We start from the raw sequence: 18957 nt of genomic DNA, 5'->3' as shown, positions 1-18957 counted from the left end.
AACATTGGCACTGCAATCAGAATGACCCGATGCTCCGGCGCGAAACCAGAGCAGGAATGTGGTGAAAACAAGGACTTCGGTTTCAGTTTTATTCAAGTTTTCCCATCTGGCCCCATTGCCATCAGGACGGGAAGACCAACCGGTTCCGGCGGGTTGCCATCTGTCGACTGACAGAACGCGACCACCGATTGTGAGGGAAGATGACCAAAGACATCGATTCGACCGATACTCGGAACTCCGAGACATCACAGCACAACGGACAGAAATGGAGCTGGATCGACAAAAAGCTGCAACGCTGGGCAGGTCGCGGATTGCTGGGGGGGTTGAGCACCACCTTAATGGCTCTGCCTGCGCTGGCGCAGGCCACGGATGATGCGCTTTCTTCGTTCCAGTTTGCCGAAGCAATTACTGGTGTGCGCTCGGCACAACTCATGCCGAACGGGGACGTGCAACTGAAGATGATGGACGGGCGTACCGTCGTAGTAGGGGCCGAGAACATTCAGGTTCTTGAAAACGGTTCCATCATGGTCGCTGACGAAGCTGCGATGGAAATTGCAGAACTCGCGGCTGTTGAAGTTGCGGGCGCAGCCGCTGCGGGCGGTGGCATCAGCGGTGCCGGACTGGCGTTGGGCGGTCTCGGCCTTGCTGGTGCGGCAGCCGCCGCCGGAGGCGGCGGCGGTGGTGGTGGTCGTGATGATGAGAGTACCGAGGAACCTTCCGTGGTTCCCCCCACGCCACGACCTCCAAGCCTAAATCTTGCTGAGCTGCAATCTAACGCGCTCAGCGATATCAGCACACAGACTGTTGCACCTGATGGGACGGCGTCAGTTGAAGTCATGATTGGAACGGTTACCAAAACCGCTACCCCAGCAGTCGACGGAAGCTGGAGCGTGTCGTTAACACAGGCCGAGGCTCAGGCCCTCTCTCAGGGGATTTCGGCCGTGACCGTTCAATATCTCGACGGTGATGGAACAGTTCTGTCGGTTGGGGTTGCGCAGTTTGATGTCGATACCATACCCCCAACTCTTTCCATCGACACCTTTTCCCACGGCGCGGTTCTGAATGCAGCCGAACAGGGGATCGACCTGACAATCTCTGGAGCAACCGATGCTGAGAACGGACAGGCAGTGACAGTTTCAGTCAACGGTCAGGATTACAGCGGCACCGTTACGAACGGAGGATGGAGCGTTACGGTCCCCGCGGGCGATCTTGCCTCGCTATCAGATGCGGCGACGATATCGGTAACCGCGAACGTCTCCGATCTCGCCGGTAACCCGGCAGTACAAGCAAGTGGCAGTTTTGACACCGATTTCAGCGCGCCCACGCTGACTCTGAACCCCGTTGCCGGAGGATCAATCGAATTGATTGACGTGAGCGCCGATCTGGTTCTGAACGGATCGTCGAACACCGAGGACGGTCAGCAGGTTTCCGTTACCTTCAACGGACAAAACTACACCGGCGCTGTGTCCGGAGGCGGTTGGAGCCTGACTATTCCGAACGCAGATCTTGCTAGCCTGTCGACGGGCACCCCCGTCGCCATCTCGGTCGCTGTCACAGATTCCGCAGGCAACCCCGCAACGCCGGTCTCGGTGTCTGTGCCCGTAGATCTGACGGGTCCATCTATCGCCATCGATCCGCTGTCGGTTGGGGACATGCTCAATGCGGCTGAGGCAGGTTCGAATTTGGTGGTAAGTGGCACGGTTGGGAATGTTGCAGGTGGTCAGACCGTCACAGTCACTCTGGATGGTCAAACCTATACTGGAATTGTCTCCGGCAGTGCGTGGAACGTTAGTATCCCCAGCGCGGATCTTACAACGTTGGCAGATGGTGAAGCCTTCACGTTAACCGCTGATGTGAGTGATAGCGATGGACTTAACGCGCCGCAGGCAGGGCTCGGGTTTGTTAAGGATGCGACCCCGCCATCGCTGAGTATTGATACATTCTCGGCGGGTGCGGTGATGAATGCCACCGAGCAAGGCGTGGATTTGGTTATCACCGGGTCGACAACCGCCGAAGACGGTCAAACAGTGACGCTTACCTTCGAAGGCCAGCCGTACACCGGAACCACAATGAGCGGCGCATGGAGCGTAACGGTACCGACGGCCGACCTCAGTTCTTTGTCGGATGGGGCAACAGTTAATGTAACCGCTGACATCTCTGATAACGCCGGCAACCCTGCAGTGCAGGCAACCGGCAGCTTTGACACGGATTTCTCTGCACCTTCCCTTTCAATCACAACGACATCTGGGGGGGCTGTTTTGAACAGGGTTGAAAGGGACAGCGGCCTGACGATCTCGGGCACCTCTGATGCTGTCGACGGCTCACAAATTGTAATCGAGATACGTCGCCCTGACGGTTCGCTCGAAACAAGCGGCACAACGACCGTAAGCGGCGGGATCTGGAATTATGTGGCCCCCTCGGGTGATCTGAGTGGTTTGCAGGATGGAGCAACCTACCAGATAAAAGCTTCTGTTTCGGACGCCGCAGGCAACAGCGCGAGCACAAATACCAGCTTTGATACCGATCTGAGCGCACCCACCCTCTCGTTAGATGCGCTTGCGGTCGGGGGAACTCTGGATGTTCTCGAACAAGCGACGGATCTGCAGATCACCGGCGCAACAAGCGCAGAGAATGGTCAAATCGTTACCGTCAACCTGAATGGCCAGGACTATTTTGCGACCGTGACAAACGGCAGTTGGGTCGCAACGGTTCCCGCACTGGATCTGGCCGCTTTGGCGGACGCGAGTACGTTCTCGATCACTGCTTCAGTGCAAGATGCCGCGGGAAATGCGGCTGCGAATGCCACGACATCTCTTACCACGGATTTCCGCCCGATACTGAGTATGAGCGACGTAGGAACCAATGAGGCTCTGTCGCTGAGCGATTTGCAGAATGGCGGCACCACGATTACAGGTAGTTCGGTTGGGCTGAGTGCCGGACAGGCCGTTACAGTTACGTTCAATGGCGCTCCGGTAGGCAGCGGGACTGTTGCCGTCGATGGCTCCTGGTCGCTCAGCATCCCGGCTTCACAGTTCGTATCTGTCGAAGCCGGGGACGACCTGAGCTTTGAAGCGCAGGCATCGGTTGCAGCGGGACAAGACCCTACGCCCGCCACCAATCAGGCCATCGCCCACATGCCTGCGGCCTACACGATCGCTGAAGCTGGTCGAAGCGGATCGACAGTGACCTTCGAAGTTTATGCCGACCCAGACCGAGATATCTCGGGGGGGCTGGATTTTACTGCGGATCTTGGGTTTGACCCGGCGGTTGCAACCTATGATACCAGCTCGGAGGTTGAAAACAGCGATTTCACCTTCTTCCTCGCAAATCCGCAAGGGGCTGCAACCATCAGTTTCGCAGGTGCTTCGACAAGTTTTAGTGATTTGTCACAACCTATCATGACGTTCACGATGACCGTACAGGATGCGTCGCAGCCGATCATCTTGTCACTAACAACCCCGGATGGCGGCCCATCTCAGTTTCACCTGGGAACGGATGGGGCCGATACGCTGACTGCAAGCGCCCTTGACGATGTCATTCGCGGGGCTGGCGGCGACGATGCGATTGACCTCACCAGCGCAGGACGGGACGTTGTCGTGTTCGAGGTTGATCCAACGATCAACGGCACAGATACGATCACGGGCTTCACTTTGGGGCCCGCTGCCGAAGTCACCGATGCAATCAGGTTCGCGGGGCTCGATACCAGCAGCTTGCGTGGAAACGGCACCGGTTTTGAGAGCCTGAACCTCGGAGGATCGATAGGGCAAGACACAGGCTTCGTCGGATTGCAGACGGCATTATCGGACCTCGATAGCGACACGATTGCAGCCGCAGCGGAAACCTTTGGCGGGGCGCAAGCGGGTGACGAAATCTATCTGATGGCAACGGATGGGAATGACAGTCTTCTGGTGAAAGTCGATTACTCATCATCTGATACCGCCACAGTTGAGACGATAGCACAGTTCGATGGGCTCGCTGATCTGACTGATCTCAATGCAGATAATATTTTGCTTTCGGACCCAACGGGTGCAAGCGCCTGATTGAGGCTGGTGGTGCAGATGGATGATAAAATCATGGCAAATATTGGCGTTGTTCCTGTAACTCATGAACGGCATGGGCATCGGTACTGGCAGCGTTTCACCACTTACGATTTTGCTGCCAGCCAGGTTACTTGTCCCGTGGTCAGTCCCGAGGTTCTGCAAGTAGCGGCTGCATATCCGATGCTCTTTCAGTCGGATGGCGAGCGTATCGAACCTGTTGCTCTATTCTCCATGACAGCAGGGCTCACTTCGCCGTTTGTCTCTGACGATGGTAAATGGCTCGCTTGCTACGTGCCGTCCGCCCTTCGGTGCTTTCCATTTCGAGCTGAGCGCTTGAGTGAAAAGCAATACCGACTTCTGGTCGATGAAGCATCGGGCCTTATTTCATCCGATCCAGAAGACATGCCTTTCTTCACGAGAGACGGGCGTGTTACGACCGAACTGCAGAGCGTTCTGGACTTCTTCCGAATGCGCGAAGCTGCGGTGCGAGAGACGCACAAAATATGCAAGCGAATTCAGTCTTTGGGCTTGTTTTCTCGGTTCGGGCCTGCTTCGGGGTCAAATTCTCTGCCTGAGCTGTTGATGGTCGACGAAGACGAGTTGGCTGAATACTTGGGCTCGGGTTCCAATGAACCCATCCCCGTCACCGCGTTGCGGATGATCCACGCACACCAGGTTTCGTTGTCACATTGCGAGTGGCTGTCAGAAGCACAAAGCCAGCGGCAGAAATACCGACCAAAGCCGAACTCCGGCTTATGCGGGTTCGTCTCAGCGTTGGGTCAAGACATGATCCGTTTGCAGCATGAAAATCGGGTGACCTATGCGCAGGGTTAGGTCTGGCTTGAGATGTTATTCTTCCCTCGTGTTCTTGGCTCTGACGTCGGCCTGCGCTCAAACTCCTGAATTAACGCAGGTTTCCATGTCCTTTGCCGACGGATCGACAGGCTCCGGTGCAATAAACCCTTCGACAACATTGATCCGAAGTGGGTTTGGACAACGCGTTCGCGCTGCAGTTCAAAACAGCCCTGCTCTGGCGCAGAGCGCATCACGGATGGGAATTGCAGAAGCCAATCGTGATGCCGCGAGAGGTGAATTTCTACCCCAGGTTTCACTGGGGCTCAATGCGCGTTCGGAACGAACGTATTCGGATCGGGAAGACCTCACCCCTTACGTGCGTGTATCACAGCTTGTCTATGACGGCGGAGCTGCCGCCAATTCGCTTACTGCCGCACGCGCGCGCGTGCTGGAAAGCCGTGGCGATCAACTGCAAACCGCTGCGGCGACTGCTCTGTCTGCGATAGAGGCATATGTCGTGGTTTTGGATCGCCGCAAAATCTATGACATATCGCAGCGCAATGTTGAGGTTCACCAAGAAATTGAGCAACAAATTTCTGAACGGGTGAACAGCGGCGTTGGATCTCGGGCCGATATTCTTATAGCACAATCTCGCGCCGCAGATGCGCGAACACGTTTTGCTGATGCAAGAACAAGGGTGGATCGTGCTGAGGCCCGGTTTCAGGAAGTGTTCGGAATACCTGCGGGAACTCTTCCTCCCGCAGTTCCTGCTCCTGAACTCAGTCGCAGCGACGAGCAGATCGTACTTGATAGCCCTCAGATTAGACGTGCAGATGCCGCGTTGGTTGCTGCTCGTGCCGAGTGGGCTGCGGCTCAGGCCAGGCGTAAACCGGATGTGCGCCTCACCGCTTTTGCCAATCACGATGATTTCTCGGATACGGATTTCGGCGTCGATTTGTCGGTTAACTACGAACTCGACAGCACTGGTCAACGCCGTGCCGCAATCGCCGCAGCGCAGGAACAGGTCAAGCAGGTCGAGGCCGAGCGTGAGGTTTTGATCCGCGAAATCGGGCGTGAACTTGGGTTTATACGATCGGATCAGAAAGCGGGCGCGGATCGCTTGCGAGAAGCCCGGCTGGCGATGCAGGCCAATGCCGAAAGCGTCACTGCCGCCCGCGCACAATTTACCATCGGTCGACGCAGCCTGATCGAAATTCTGGACGCTCAACGGGACTACGTGAATGCGCAGGAAAGGTTAATCCTGGCGGAACAGAGTTACTTTCTGACCAATTACGCCGTTCTAAACCTGACCGGTGACATTCTTGATTTGCTCGAATTGAGTTTCACGAATTGGAACGGGACACCATGAGTTTTCAGGACAGCCCTATTACTGCGTTGGAAGCGTGTTTGCTGAATGTCGCCGTAACGCTCGATCGACCTGTGACGCTCGCATCAATACATGCTGCGCAATCAGGAAAGAGCGGTAATCTGACGATCCGCGACGCCATCGCTGCCGCTCAGCGGGCCGGATTGCAGGTGGGTTTTGGTTCAATGAAGTTGCCTGATTTCGATACGACCCTCTTCCCCGCCATCCTCTTGTTGGAAAACGAGCGGGCAGTGGTCTATCATGGCCGGTCTGACAACGGTGACTTTCTGATATTCGATCCCGATTTGGATGAAGGGATTGGGGAAATCCCCGAAAGCGCTCTGAAAGACAGCTATACTGGTTACGCGTTGCTTTTTCGCAGAGCGTATCAGGATCGCGCGACAACGGGTCGGAACGTCCACGAAGGCCACTGGTTCTGGTCAGCGCTCGCCGCGAGCCGATGGACATATGCGCAGGTCGCGATGGCGGCTGCGTTGGCCAACATTCTCGGGTTATCTACTTCCGTTTTTATCATGGTCGTCTATGACCGCGTGCTGCCAAACGAAGCGACAGCATCCTTGGTGGCTTTGACCCTTGGTGTCGGCCTTGCGCTACTCTTCGATTTCTTACTGAAGATACTGCGTGCAGGATTTATTGATCGCGCGGGTGAGCGGGCGGATCTGGCGATGGGTCGACGCATTTTCGATCAGTTGATCAACATCGGCATGGCTGGGAAATCGGGGTCAACCGGTGCTACGAGCAATACCGTACGCGAATTTGAGACCCTTCGTGAATTTTTCACCTCGGCAACTCTGGTCGCTGTTGTCGACCTTCCCTTCATCGCTCTTTTTCTTTTTACGATCTATTTGGTTGGGGGGTCACTGGCGTTGATTCCTGCCTTGGCGATTCCAGTCGTCCTACTGACCGGTCTTGCGATACAACCGATGCTGTCCCGGTTGGCTGAGCAAAGCTTTTCGGATGGCCAATCAAAACAATCTGTTCTGGTTGAAGCCCTGACAGGCCTTGAAACGATCAAGACCACAGGAGCCTCGCGGTTGATGCGATCTCGATGGGAAGAGGCGATCAAACGGCAATCGAACCACGGATCACGCACCAGGGCGATTACACAATTCGCACTGAACCTGACCGGTTTTACGCAACAGGCGGCACAAGTCTTGGTCGTCTTCTATGGTGTATTTCTTATTACCGATGGGCAGACGAGCATGGGCGCGCTTGTCGCATCGGTGATGTTGACCGGGCGTGCTCTGGCACCGTTGGGGCAATTGGCTCAGACCTTGACGCGTGTCAATCAGGCGCGAAGCGCCTATCGCAATCTCGACACTTTGATGAATGTTGAAAGCGAAAGGCCCGATGGACGCCAATGGATAAGTCATCCCAAATTCAAAGGCCGAATTTCGTTCAACAATGTTTATTTCGCTTATCCAGACCAAGTGGATGATGCTTTGAATGGAGTATCATTTAACATTGAGCCAGGTGAAAAAGTTGCCATTCTCGGCCAGATCGGCTCAGGCAAAAGCACCATCACACGATTGATGCTGGGGCTTTATCACCCTCGGGTGGGTTCGGTGACGCTGGATGGGTTGGACATCCGTCAAATCGATCCGGGCGATCTGCGTCGCAATGTCGGGTCGGTATTGCAGGATGTCTGGCTGTTTTCAGGCACCGTGCGAGAGAACATCGCGAGTGGTGGGCTTCGGGTTCGGGATGAAGACTTGATCAGAGCGGGCCAGTTGGCTGGGGTTGAGGATTTTATCTCGCGGCATCCGCACGGATATGACCTGCGCGTGGCTGAACGTGGCGAAGGTTTGTCGGGCGGGCAGCGACAAGCAATTGCTTTGGCCCGGGCACTTGTTGGACGGCCGCCGGTTCTGCTGCTGGACGAACCCACCAGCGCGATGGACATCAAATCCGAAGCTGAGGTCATACGGCGTCTGAAATCAGCCACACAGCAGGAAACGGTAGTTGTTGTCACACATCGTTCGAGCCTGCTCGAACTTGTCGATCGGGTGATCGTGATTGAAAACGGGAAAGTTGGCATCGACGGGTCCAAGAGCCTGCTCACGCAACACGTGCGCAAGACCGGGAGGCATTTGAATGTCGCGGCATCCTGAGCTTGAAACTCTTGCCCGCGAAATGCGTGGACGCACATCGCTTCGGGGTTCGCTGCTGTTGATCATGATTTCCGTTTGCATGATCAGTGCGTTTATTTGGGCCTATTTCACGGAACTTGACGATGTGGTGCGCGCCGACGGTAGGATTGTGCCCTCGGGTGACGTGCAGGTGATTGAAGCCACCGAGGCGGGCGTATTGCGGGCTTTGCATGTCCGAGAAGGCCTGCTGGTTGATGCGGGCACCTTGCTGATGGAACTCGACACAAATCAGATTGCGCGCGAGCTGAGTCAGGAACAACAACGCGTCTATGGCTTGATGGCGCGGGCCCAGCGGCTACAAGCTGAAATCGATGGGACAGACCTGATATTCAGTGGTGAGTTGCTGAGTGGTGCTCCCGGCGTCGTCCGTTCTGAGACGGCGCTGTATCAGGGTCGACAAGCCGAACTGGCGGCTGAAATTGCCATCCTTCACAGACAGCGCGAGCAAAGACAGCGCGAATACGAAGAGGGGCTGGTCGATCAGGTGACAGCGGTCGAAACACTGAATGTTCTGGCGGAAGAACGCGCACTGATGGTGCCATTGGTAGAGCAACGTATGGAGCCCATGACGACTCTGTTGGCTTTGCGACGCAGCGAGGCGGAGTGGAAGGGGCGCAAGGTTCGTGCAGAAGCGGTAATCAGCAGATTGAAAACCGGCCTTGATGAGGTTGATGACAAAGTCCGCGCCACTCGCAACCGGTTCCGCAGTGCTGCCTTGACCGACTTGGCGCTGGTGACCGCAGAATTGGCTGCATTGCAACCCGCGCTACCCGCTTTGCGCGACCGCGTGTCGCGTGCGCAGATACGCGCGCCCATGCGGGGGGTCGTGAACCGCATCCATCGCACCACCATAGGCGGTCTGGCGCGCAGCGGTGAGGAATTGATCGAGCTTGTTCCGTTGGATGATCGATTGCTGGTTGAGGCTTATGTCAAACCTGGCGATATCGCCTTTTTGCATCCGGGCCAGCCGGTAAAGATCAAGATCACAGCCTACGATTTTTCGCGCTATGGAAGCCTGGATGGTGAAATTGTCCGCATCGGGGCCGACACGATTACGCGCTCAGAGCGCAATGACGAAGAGGTTTTTGTGGTCGAGATCCAGACCACAGGTACCATGCTGGATTCGGGTGGCTTGGCTGTTGAGATCATCCCTGGAATGATTGCGGAGGTTGATATCTTGTCGGGCAGGAAAACGGTGTTTGATTACCTCATCCAACCGGTTCTGAAGGTAAAAGATCAGGCTTTGCGTGAATAGCTTGGCCCGGTTCGGCGCCGCATCAAGCTGGCGCCGCAGTGTTCAATGCCAGCTTACATCGCCGAGGAAGATATAACCCGCACCGTATATTGTTTTGATAAGGCGTGGTTTTTTAGGGTCTTCGCCCAGCTTTGTCCGCAAGCGAGAGATACGGACATCCATCGCGCGGTCAAAACTGTCACCAGCACCTCCACCCAGCATATCCTGCATCCGCGCACGGCTGATCAGGCGTTTGGGGCTTTCCAGAAACAGACGCAGCACTTCACCTTCTGCATGACTGAACGGTGTTTCGATACCGTCGGCATCAATCAGAACATATCGATCGAACTGGGCTGTCCAACCATTGAATTCGGCCACATCCGAGCTTTGAACCGCAGGGCCAGACGACCGCAGACGGGCACGGATACGGGCAACCACTTCGGCGGGGTCAAAGGGTTTTGTGATGTAGTCATCGGCACCAAGCTCAAGTCCGGTGACACGATCCTGCACTTGCGCCCGGCCCGAGATGATGATCACCGCTGCACCTTGCTCCAGCGCCAATCGATGCACCAACGCCAAGCCGTCGGTATCGGGCAACGATAGATCCACTAGACAGACATCCGGGGTGACACGTTTGAGCGAGGCTTCAAATTCGCGGGCCCTGGCAAAGCTCTGGGTGCGAAATCCAGCCTCTTCCAGAGCATCGGTCAGAATACGCCGAATTTCGGGCTCATCATCAAGGATAGTGACCAAAGGATTTGTCATCTATGCGGCCTCGGTGCGGATCAGCGCCGACAATTGCGCCTGAGTAAACGGTTTGCGCAGGACCGGCGCACGGGTCAATGCCTGATTGTGCAGCGGATCGGAGTGAGGCAGGGATGTCATCATTATACAGGGCAGCGCACCGTTGATCTGGTCCACAAGGTCGATGCCAGTCCCCTCCCCCTCCAAACGGATGTCGGTCACGACTAGCGAGATGTCATCAATCTCTGCCGTCAACTCAAGCGCTTCATCAGCCGAGCTTGCCTCGATAACCGAGCAACCCAGCTCGACCAGCATGTCGCGAAACTGGTCACGCAGGTCATCGTTATCCTCAACCAGCAGGACAAGACCCGATCTCGCCGGCGGCGCAGGACGGTAGGGCAAGCGCATTACCACTGATGCCCCGGATGGAGTGTTGCGCAGACTCAGATCTCCTCCGGCAAGTTTTACAGTGTCGTAGACCATGGGCAGACCCAACCCCGAGCCATCGCTTCCCTTCGTCGTAAAAAACGGGTTCAGCGCCTTGTCGAGCGCCTCCGGCGAAAAGCCAGGGCCTGTGTCCGAGACCGTGACCTCGGCCCAGATCGTTCCGATCGCGTGGGCACTGATGGTTATCTGTCCCGAGCTGCCACAGGCGTCACGGGCATTGAGAACCAGATTCAGCAAAGCGTCCTGCACCATCCCCGGATCAAGCATCAAAGGCGCGTCAGGCAAAGTGTTCACGACAGACAACCCCATGCCGCGTGGCAGTGATGGAGTCGCCAGAACCCGTAAATCCTCAAGCAGCCCGCGCATATCCGTGGCTTTGGGCTGCGGCGTTCGGTTGCCGGTCATGTCGGCGATACGGTTCAGCAATTGACCACCACGGCGCGCAGTCGACTGAGTGGCCGCCACAAGTTTATCGGCCTCTTCTGGCAGCTCCATCTTGGCCAGTCGAGACTGCATCCCCAGGATAATGGTCAGAAGGTTTGAGAAGTCATGGGCCAACCCGCTTGTCATTTGCGCAGCCATGGCGCGGCGACGGGTCTGCTGCAGGGCAACGCGTGCCTGTGTTTCTTCGGTGATATCCACCGACATGACATAAACCCCGCCGACCTGATCTGGTGTAAAGGACACGCGAATGCGCCGGGCATCCTGATCTTCGGTGAATTCAAACACTGATGGTTGCCCGCCATAGGCCTGCTCCAGGTGCGGTTTGACCCGGTCATAGGCCGCCTTACCTAGAGCCTGAGATATATGGAGCCCCAGAATCTCTGACGGGCGACCCGGCATGACCGAACTGAGACGGCGGTTGGAATAGTCATACTGCTTGTTGGCATCGAGATGCGCGATATGCGCAGGCATCATCTCGGTCGTCATCCGCGTTCGGGCTTCGATCTCTGTCAACTGGCGTTTGGCCTCTTCCAACGCGGTGATGGTGGCAGCAAGTTTGCGGTTGGTGGCCGAAAGCTCTTCGGCGTGGCTCAGCAACTGCCCTGACAGTTCTTCGGACCGGGCGCGCAACAGATCCTCGACCTGTCGGGTTCGGGTGATGTCTGTATAAACGGCCACCCAGCCACCATTTGGCAGTGGTGCACCTTCGATGGAGATCACCTGACCATTGGGGCGAACACGCTCCATGTAATGAGGCTCAAAGGCCAGGGCCTGCGCGACACGGCTTTCGACCATATCCTCAACAGCGCCATCCGCGCCATATTCCCCGCGGCTGGCAAGAAAATGGATAGTGTCGCGGAACAATGCCCCCGGCTGGACGAGTTCTTCCGGCAGGTCAAACATCTCTTGAAAACGCAGATTGCTGAGCACGAGACGGAGCTTGCTGTCGTAGATCGACAGCGCCTGGCCGATGAGGTTCAAGCCAGAAGTGGTCATCGCCTTAATGCGCTGTTCGGTAATCTCCAATTCCGTCCTCCCCTGCGCCTATGGGTAACACCAGTTCGGGCGCAGGTGTAGGGCCTTGTCTAACCGTGTAGCGGTTGGTTGTTCGCAGCGCGATAGGCCTGCACATATCCTCGCGCGACCGAGCGGACTGCAGTTCCAATCTGTGAATAGGCTTCGTCCGGAAGATTGGCGAAAGAGACGCGGGCTGACCAGCTTGGGGCGTCAAACCCGCTGCCATTCAACAGGACGATGCCGTAGTCCTCGGCCAGTTTGAAGGCGATATCGAGCGGGTGGACATTATGCTTGATCCAGGTGACCACGTCCTCACCCACATACTTTCGCAGCCAGAATTCGAAGTCGATGATGCCGTAGTATGCATCATAATGCTCGCCCGCCTGAACCTCGACCCCCAACGCCTCGGTCAGCAGTTTGAACCTGCGGTGGACCAGTTCCATGCAGGCGGTCTGATAGGCTTTTTTGGTATCTACGAGTTCACACAGTGAAAACAGCGTCATCATCACCTGTTGCGGTAGCGATAGTCCCGCCGTGTGGTTCAGCGCCACATCCCGGCTGTCGGCCACTAACCGGTCGATAAAGCGGATATCGCGCGGTGTCAGGCTGAGTGTGCCATAGCGCTTGTCCAACTTCTGTTTGATGTCTTCGGGATGCTCGGCGAGTTTCAGGTCAAATATGTTGTCTTGCGCGACGGCGATCACACCCAGACGCCAGCCGGTACAGCCGAAGTACTTTGAATAAGAATAAACTCCGATCGTATTACGCGGCAGATGGCCCATCACCGAGGTAAAGTCATGTACGAACGTGCCATAGACATCGTCGGTCAGCACGATCAGGTCGGGTCGGTGGTTTTCAACCAGATCAGCCAACTTGCGTAGTGATGCGGTGCTGAGCGCCACCGAGGAAGGATTGCCCGGATTGACCAGAAAGAACGCCTTTACCTTGGGGTCTTTCAGCTTCTCCACCGCGGCATCGGTCAGCTGAAATCCGTCTTCCTCATCCGTTTCCACATGCACGGATTCGAGGGCGTAGTCCTCAAGCTCGGGCATCTCAAGATAAGGCGTGAAGATCGGAGTGCAGAGAGCGATGGTGTCACCCGGACTCAGCAGCCGGTTCGCTTTCAGCGTTTTGAAGATATAGCACATCGCTGCTGTTCCACCTTCAACCGCGAACAGGTCGAATTGCGCGTCGGGACGGTGACCCGCACACATCGCCCACATCAGGTATTCATGCGCGATGGCTGCGTTGTGTTTCAGGATACGGTCCGGGACAGGATAATTATCACCAATGATGGAATCCGTCAGTTCATGGACAAACTCATCCGCGTTGAACGCGAAAGCCGAAATGGCGTGGGTCACAACTTCCAGCAGAATATCGACGCCCGGCATGTCGGCATTTGCCACGGCCCAGCTCTGCAACCGGTCATGGCAGCCCTTCATAGCAGGCATACCGCCCAACCCTGCCGGATGGTTCATTACGCGCTTGGACTCGGTCACTGCGAACTGACCCAGCGCAAAGAAAGCCTCGCGCGGGCGGGTGGCAACCCAATTGGGGTTGCCGCGACCTGCGTTCAGAAAGGCGCTGTTGGCCTTGCGCGCCTCGGCCGAGGCCAGTTGGATCAGCTCATCCTTGATCTGAAACGGGCTGAGCGCTTCGTAATCGTGCAGCGTGAGTCTATCCATGGATCGAACCTTTCGAAATCAGCTTAGGATCAAAACAACGACCATTCCGAAAATGGTCAGCAATGTGTTGCCAATGGCATAGGGCATCCCATAGCCAAGCGCCGGGATGCGGCTTTGGGCAGCCTCCTGGATCATGCCCAAGGCAGCCGTGGTCGTTCGCGCACCGGCACAGGCGCCGAACAAGATAGCGGGGTGGAACTTGAACACGTAGTGCCCGACATAAACCGCAAAGATCATCGGTAGCGAAGTGGCAACAATCCCCCAAAGAAGCAACGCAATCCCCGCTTGTTGCAGCCCGGCGACAAAGCCCGGCCCTGCAGTAATCCCGATCACCGCTATAAAGACATTCAGACCCAGCGTATTCATCAGCCATAGCGCAGGCCCCGGTATGCGGCCAAAGGTTGGGTGCACCGTCCGCAACCAACCCAGTACCAGACCGGCCAACAGTGCCCCTCCTGTAGTGGACAAGCTGATGGGAAATCCTCCCATCATGATCGCCAGCGTGCCGATCACGCCGCCGATAAAAATACCCCAGCCGACAAAGGCCAGATCGGTGGTGTCGACAGGCCGATCAGCATAGCCGATCTCGGCGATGGCGGCCTCAACGTGGCGTTTGGCACCTTGAAGGGTCAGAATGTCCCCGCGATGGACCACGGTGCCCGGCAGCAGCGGTAGATCCAGCATGTTGCGGGTCAGCTTCGAGACATAGACACCGCGTGCAATCGACATTTTGCTGAGCTGTTCGAGGGTCTTGTTGTGGACCTCCTTGCTGGTGATCAACACGTCCAGTTTTTCGGACGGGATGCTTAACAGATCAGGAGCGTCAGCCTCTTTCAGATTGGTTTCCAGCAGGGTCACAAGATCGGCACGACGGCCCGAGAACATGACGACATCACCCGCCTCAAGCACAGTATTGTCGTCTACTTCGATCACCTGATCGCCGCGACGTAGTCGTTCGGCATAGATGCGGACACCCGGCATCAGATCCTTGACCGGCTGGCCCAGCAGGTCGCTACCCGCAGGAATTTCAAACGCCCGCGCTTCGATGGCGCGATAGGCCGAGACGATGCCTTCACCGGTTTCCACCGATGCACCGCCACCCAGCTTGGCCTCGTATTCCTTACAGGCGGCGGGCAGATCAACGCCGATCAGGCGCGGCCCGATCTTGGCCAGAATTATGGCCGAACCGATAGTGCCATAGATATAGGTGACCGCATACGCGACTGGGATCTGGTTGGCATAGGTCTTGGCCTGCTCGGCCGAGAGGCCCAATTGGCCAATCTGATCGGTCGCAACCCCGATCGCCGCCGAGATCGTCTGCGAGCCAGCATAAAGTCCCGCGGCATACCCCAATTCCAGTCCTGCCACCTTCGCAGCTATGACAGGAATCACCAGACAGAGAGCAAGGACACTGAGCGCAAAGAACACCTCGCGCGCGCCGTCTACCTTCAGGCCGCGCATGAACTGAGGTCCGACACCGTAACCCACAGCAAAGATAAACAGAATGAAGAAGGTCGATTTGACCGCTGAGTCGATGTCGATATGCGCCTGCCCGATCACCACCGCCGCCAGCAAGGTTGCAGTCACGGTGCCCAGACTGAACCCCATCAGCTTCCATGGGCCGACAAGGAAACCGATACCGATGGATAGAAATACCGCCAGTTCAGGATAGGTCTGAAGAATATTCACCAGCCAATCGAGCATACTCCACCTCACAATATCAGGTTCGGCAAAAGCCGGACGTGACAAAGATGGACCTCGGCACAATTCGCCAAAAATTCAGATCGGTCCGCAAACGTCCGACTAGTTGTCCGGCACGGGTGTGCCAGCGCAAGATTCTATGCGGTTACGATACTGTAAGTGCTCAGCATGTCTAGGTTTTTTACAGCCAGGACGCGTCAGGCCTCCATCAGCTCGCGCCATCGGTGGCAGAGAACCAAGTGGGTGGCGTCTTCATGTTCAAGCTGCGGCTCTTCCTGGCGGCAGATATCAATCGCATGAGGGCAGCGTGTGTTGAACTTGCACCCGGTCGGAGGGTTCGTCGGAGACGGTATTTCGCCCTCCAGCTTCTGCGCCTTGCCCTTCTCATCGGGATCAAGTGAGGGGATCGCCGAGAACAGAGCCTTTGTGTAGGGATGGCGCGGGCCTTCGAACAGCTGGCGTGTGGGGGCGCTTTCGACAATGCGGCCCAGATACATCACAGCGACATGATCGCAAGTATGGGCTACGACGCTCAGATCGTGGCTGATGAACATGAATGTCAGGCCCAGCTCCTCCTGCAGACTTTTCAGCAGGTTTAGAATATCAGCCTGAATTGAGACATCGAGCGCGGCGACGGATTCGTCTGCCACAACAAAACTCGGCCCCGACACCAGAGCACGCGCGATTGATATGCGCTGTCGTTGCCCCCCGGAAAACGCATGTGGGAAGCGACGCAGATGCTCAAGGTTCAACCGGCATTTCGCAGCGATCTCGCGCACACGGGCGTCGGTTTCGTCGCGTGTTTTGGTCAGGCCCATGACCTCAAGCGGTTCGGCAATGATATCGCGCACGGTCATACGCGGGCTGAGTGCCGCATAAGGGTCTTGAAAGATCAGTTGCGCGCGGCGGCGATACTCTTTCAGGTCAGCGGGTTTCATCTCAGCGAGATCGAATTGCACTTCACCATCGTCATAGGTGGCGTGGCCACCCGTGATGGGAACCGCATTCAGCAGGGCGCGTCCCAGCGTTGTCTTGCCGGAACCCGATTCCCCAACGACGCCAAAGAACGTTCCCTTGGGGATATCGAGCGTGATGTGATCGACGGCCTTGAGGATCCTCTTGTTGAAAATCTTACCGCCGATCTGGAACCCGACCGAAAGGTCCTGAGTGCTGATAAGGGGTTTATCGCTCATGCGGCGGATCCTTCAGTGCAGAGATGGCAGGCGGCGCGGTGGTCGGGGCCGACATCGCTCCAATGTGGGGCCTGGTTTTTGCAGATGTCGCCGATGATCTTGCCGCAGCGCGTGTGGAATACGCAGCCGTCGGGCCGCTCAAGCGGCGACGGGATATCGCCAGGAACGGGCTTGAGCGGCTTGTCCAGATCGTCCAGCTGAGGCAGCGCATCGATCAGGCCCTGCGTATAAGGGTGGGTCGGCGCATGGATCACCTCGCGCACCGGACCCTGTTCGATGATGCGGCCCAGATACATCACAGCCACCTTGTCGGCAGTCTGGGCGACGACGCCCAGATCGTGAGTGATGAAGATGATCCCCATCCCAAATTCAGAAACCAGATCTTTCATCAGGTCGATGACCTGTGCCTGAATGGTGACGTCCAAAGCGGTCGTGGGTTCATCTGCAATCAGCAGCTTGGGTTTGGTCGACAACGCCATGGCGATCATCGCACGTTGGCGCATTCCCCCGGACAGCTCAAAGGCGAACTGTCCGAACCGCGTCGCAGCGTCCGATATGCCGACACGGTCCAGCATCTCGATCGAAAGCTCTTTGGCCTGTTTTTTGTTCATATCCGTGTGGATCAACAATTGCTCGACCATCTGGCTGCCAATGGTCATAGCAGGTGCAAAACTGGCCATCGGTTCCTGAAAGATCATGCTGATGGCACCGCCGCGCACAACCTCCATGTCACGCGGGCGCTTCAAGGACATCACATCCACCGGACCTGTCTCCAGATGCAGGTTAATCTTGGTCTCAGGCGCATAGACGGTGTTATTGGCATTCAGCTTCATCAGTGATTTGGCTGTCACCGACTTGCCTGATCCACTTTCACCGACCAGCCCCATCACCTCGCCGGGAGCGAGTGAAAAGGATACGTTGTCTACAGCGGTGATCAGACCCTCATCCGTCTTGAATTGAACGGTGAGGTTTTCAACATCGAGCAGGCTCATTTCTTGGACTCCGAATAGGGGTCCGCTGCATCGCGCAACCCGTCGCCTACAAATACAAATGCCATCACTAGCGCGATGAAGAACAATACCGGGATGAAATACCACTGATAATTCAGCAATACGTCGGCACTGGTCACATTCTGCAGCATCACGCCCAGACTGTTGACCGGGTCCTTCAGGCCGAGGCCAATAAAGCTGAGAGCGGTTTCGCTGAGCACCACATAAGGGAACGTGATCACCAGATCGACGATGATATAACTGGTGAAACTGGGCAGCAAGTGTTTGCGGATGATGTGACTGGGTGACGCTCCGCTGAGTTGCGCGGCCAAGACGTATTCCTGATTGCGTTCAGTCAACAGATGCGTACGCACGCGGCGGGCCAACGTGGGCCAGCCAACCAGACCCAGAATGGCTGTAATCACGAAAAATCGCGTCTCTGCCGACCACTCTGGCGGGATAAAGGCGGCGATGGCCATGAACAGTGGGATCGAGGGGATGGTACGCACCGCATCCGTGATCATCTGGATCAAACTGTCGATCATGCCACCGTAATACCCGGCGACCCCTCCGATCGCGAGGGCCAGAACAAATGAGATCAGAACCCCCAATGTCCCAACCTGAAGCGATGTCCAAACCGCGTGCAGAGTTCGGCTGAAAATATCCTTACCGGCAGCATCGGTGCCAAACAGGTGGACATAGCCGGTGTCCGTGCCAAACAAGTGGATGTCACCGGGGATGAAGCCAAACAGTTTGTAAGGGTCCCCCTTTACGAAGAACTGGACGTAACGCCGCTCGTCTTCGTTGACCTTCTCCACCCAGCGGAAATTCGTCGCCAAGGAGCGTTCACGCGTCACTTCATGCAAAAACGGGCGCAATGAACAGCCGTTCTTGTCGCAGAATTGCGGAATCTGCGGCGCGCCGTTTAGATAGTCCTTGTCACGCCCTGCGGCAGTGGGATCGTAAGGCGACAGAAATGGTGCAAAGATCCCAGACAGAATCAACACCATCAGCACCGTGGCGGCAATCATGGCCGAGCGTTGTTTCTTGAACCGCGCCCAGATCAGCTGTCGTTGAGATGCGGTGAAATAGGCTTCTTTCGCCTGTTGTTTTGTCATCGCAGTCATCGGC

12 protein-coding genes are annotated in these 18957 nt (G+C 56.5%); 5 read left to right on the top strand and 7 right to left on the bottom strand.

The features are described from left to right. Positions 1-200: 200 nt before the first annotated feature. From ACR3EM_RS20775 to ACR3EM_RS20755, 5 genes are read left to right on the top strand one after another with little or no spacing between them, the layout of a single operon-like run. Positions 201-4040, top strand: coding sequence for an Ig-like domain-containing protein (locus tag ACR3EM_RS20775; protein WP_480472739.1), 3840 nt, complete (start codon positions 201-203; stop codon positions 4038-4040). Between the two features lie 18 nt (positions 4041-4058). Further along, on the top strand, positions 4059-4874 hold the full coding sequence (locus tag ACR3EM_RS20770; RefSeq protein ID WP_480472737.1) for a SapC family protein: 816 nt from the start codon (positions 4059-4061) through the stop codon (positions 4872-4874). Further along, the gene (locus ACR3EM_RS20765) at positions 4861-6204 is read left to right on the top strand and encodes a TolC family protein (RefSeq protein ID WP_480472735.1); all 1344 of its coding nucleotides are present in this window, start codon (positions 4861-4863) and stop codon (positions 6202-6204) included. Before ACR3EM_RS20770 ends, ACR3EM_RS20765 begins: the two co-directional genes overlap by 14 nt. After that, positions 6201-8333 (top strand): type I secretion system permease/ATPase, encoded by a 2133-nt coding sequence (locus ACR3EM_RS20760; protein WP_480472733.1) that lies wholly within the window; start codon positions 6201-6203, stop codon positions 8331-8333. The genes ACR3EM_RS20765 and ACR3EM_RS20760 overlap by 4 nt, the downstream gene beginning before the upstream one ends. Beyond that, on the top strand, positions 8317-9627 hold the full coding sequence (locus ACR3EM_RS20755) for an HlyD family type I secretion periplasmic adaptor subunit (RefSeq protein ID WP_480472731.1): 1311 nt from the start codon (positions 8317-8319) through the stop codon (positions 9625-9627). The genes ACR3EM_RS20760 and ACR3EM_RS20755 overlap by 17 nt, the downstream gene beginning before the upstream one ends. A gap of 42 nt (positions 9628-9669) precedes the next feature. On the opposite strand, the gene ACR3EM_RS20750 is transcribed toward ACR3EM_RS20755, so the two are convergent. From ACR3EM_RS20750 to ACR3EM_RS20720, 7 genes are all read right to left on the bottom strand, one after another. Further along, complete coding sequence (locus tag ACR3EM_RS20750; protein ID WP_480472729.1) at positions 9670-10371, bottom strand: response regulator transcription factor; 702 nt, start codon at positions 10369-10371, stop codon at positions 9670-9672. After that, a complete protein-coding gene (locus ACR3EM_RS20745) occupies positions 10372-12237 on the bottom strand; it encodes a PAS-domain containing protein (RefSeq protein ID WP_480472914.1) in 1866 nt (621 codons plus the stop codon). It abuts the gene before it with no gap. Positions 12238-12326: 89 nt separating this feature from the next. Then, entirely contained in the window at positions 12327-13943 is a 1617-nt protein-coding gene (locus ACR3EM_RS20740) for a bifunctional aspartate transaminase/aspartate 4-decarboxylase (protein WP_480472727.1), read from the bottom strand. A gap of 18 nt (positions 13944-13961) precedes the next feature. After that, entirely contained in the window at positions 13962-15647 is a 1686-nt protein-coding gene (gene aspT / locus ACR3EM_RS20735) for an aspartate-alanine antiporter (RefSeq protein WP_480472725.1), read from the bottom strand. A 194-nt stretch (positions 15648-15841) separates the two neighbouring features. Further along, a complete protein-coding gene (locus tag ACR3EM_RS20730; RefSeq protein ID WP_480472723.1) occupies positions 15842-16837 on the bottom strand; it encodes an ABC transporter ATP-binding protein in 996 nt (331 codons plus the stop codon). Continuing rightward, on the bottom strand, positions 16834-17829 hold the full coding sequence (locus ACR3EM_RS20725) for an ABC transporter ATP-binding protein (RefSeq protein WP_480472721.1): 996 nt from the start codon (positions 17827-17829) through the stop codon (positions 16834-16836). Before ACR3EM_RS20725 ends, ACR3EM_RS20730 begins: the two co-directional genes overlap by 4 nt. Beyond that, entirely contained in the window at positions 17826-18953 is a 1128-nt protein-coding gene (locus ACR3EM_RS20720) for an ABC transporter permease (protein WP_480472719.1), read from the bottom strand. Before ACR3EM_RS20720 ends, ACR3EM_RS20725 begins: the two co-directional genes overlap by 4 nt. Between the last annotated feature and the right edge of the window lie 4 nt (positions 18954-18957).

This window comes from Ruegeria sp. AH3, assembly GCF_056536265.1.
The sequence above is the reverse complement of the archived record's forward strand: the minus strand, read 5'-3'. Positions and strand labels throughout refer to the sequence as shown.

Coding starts and splice junctions, on each gene's coding strand:
- ACR3EM_RS20730 (WP_480472723.1), bottom strand. CDS start 16,837: ATGAGCGATAAACCCCTTATCAGCACTCAGGACCTTTCGGTCGGGTTC.
- aspT (WP_480472725.1), bottom strand. CDS start 15,647: ATGCTCGATTGGCTGGTGAATATTCTTCAGACCTATCCTGAACTGGCG.
- ACR3EM_RS20775 (WP_480472739.1), top strand. CDS start 201: ATGACCAAAGACATCGATTCGACCGATACTCGGAACTCCGAGACATCA.
- ACR3EM_RS20770 (WP_480472737.1), top strand. CDS start 4,059: ATGGATGATAAAATCATGGCAAATATTGGCGTTGTTCCTGTAACTCAT.
- ACR3EM_RS20750 (WP_480472729.1), bottom strand. CDS start 10,371: ATGACAAATCCTTTGGTCACTATCCTTGATGATGAGCCCGAAATTCGG.
- ACR3EM_RS20755 (WP_480472731.1), top strand. CDS start 8,317: ATGTCGCGGCATCCTGAGCTTGAAACTCTTGCCCGCGAAATGCGTGGA.
- ACR3EM_RS20760 (WP_480472733.1), top strand. CDS start 6,201: ATGAGTTTTCAGGACAGCCCTATTACTGCGTTGGAAGCGTGTTTGCTG.
- ACR3EM_RS20740 (WP_480472727.1), bottom strand. CDS start 13,943: ATGGATAGACTCACGCTGCACGATTACGAAGCGCTCAGCCCGTTTCAG.
- ACR3EM_RS20765 (WP_480472735.1), top strand. CDS start 4,861: ATGCGCAGGGTTAGGTCTGGCTTGAGATGTTATTCTTCCCTCGTGTTC.
- ACR3EM_RS20745 (WP_480472914.1), bottom strand. CDS start 12,237: ATGACCACTTCTGGCTTGAACCTCATCGGCCAGGCGCTGTCGATCTAC.
- ACR3EM_RS20725 (WP_480472721.1), bottom strand. CDS start 17,829: ATGAGCCTGCTCGATGTTGAAAACCTCACCGTTCAATTCAAGACGGAT.
- ACR3EM_RS20720 (WP_480472719.1), bottom strand. CDS start 18,953: ATGACTGCGATGACAAAACAACAGGCGAAAGAAGCCTATTTCACCGCA.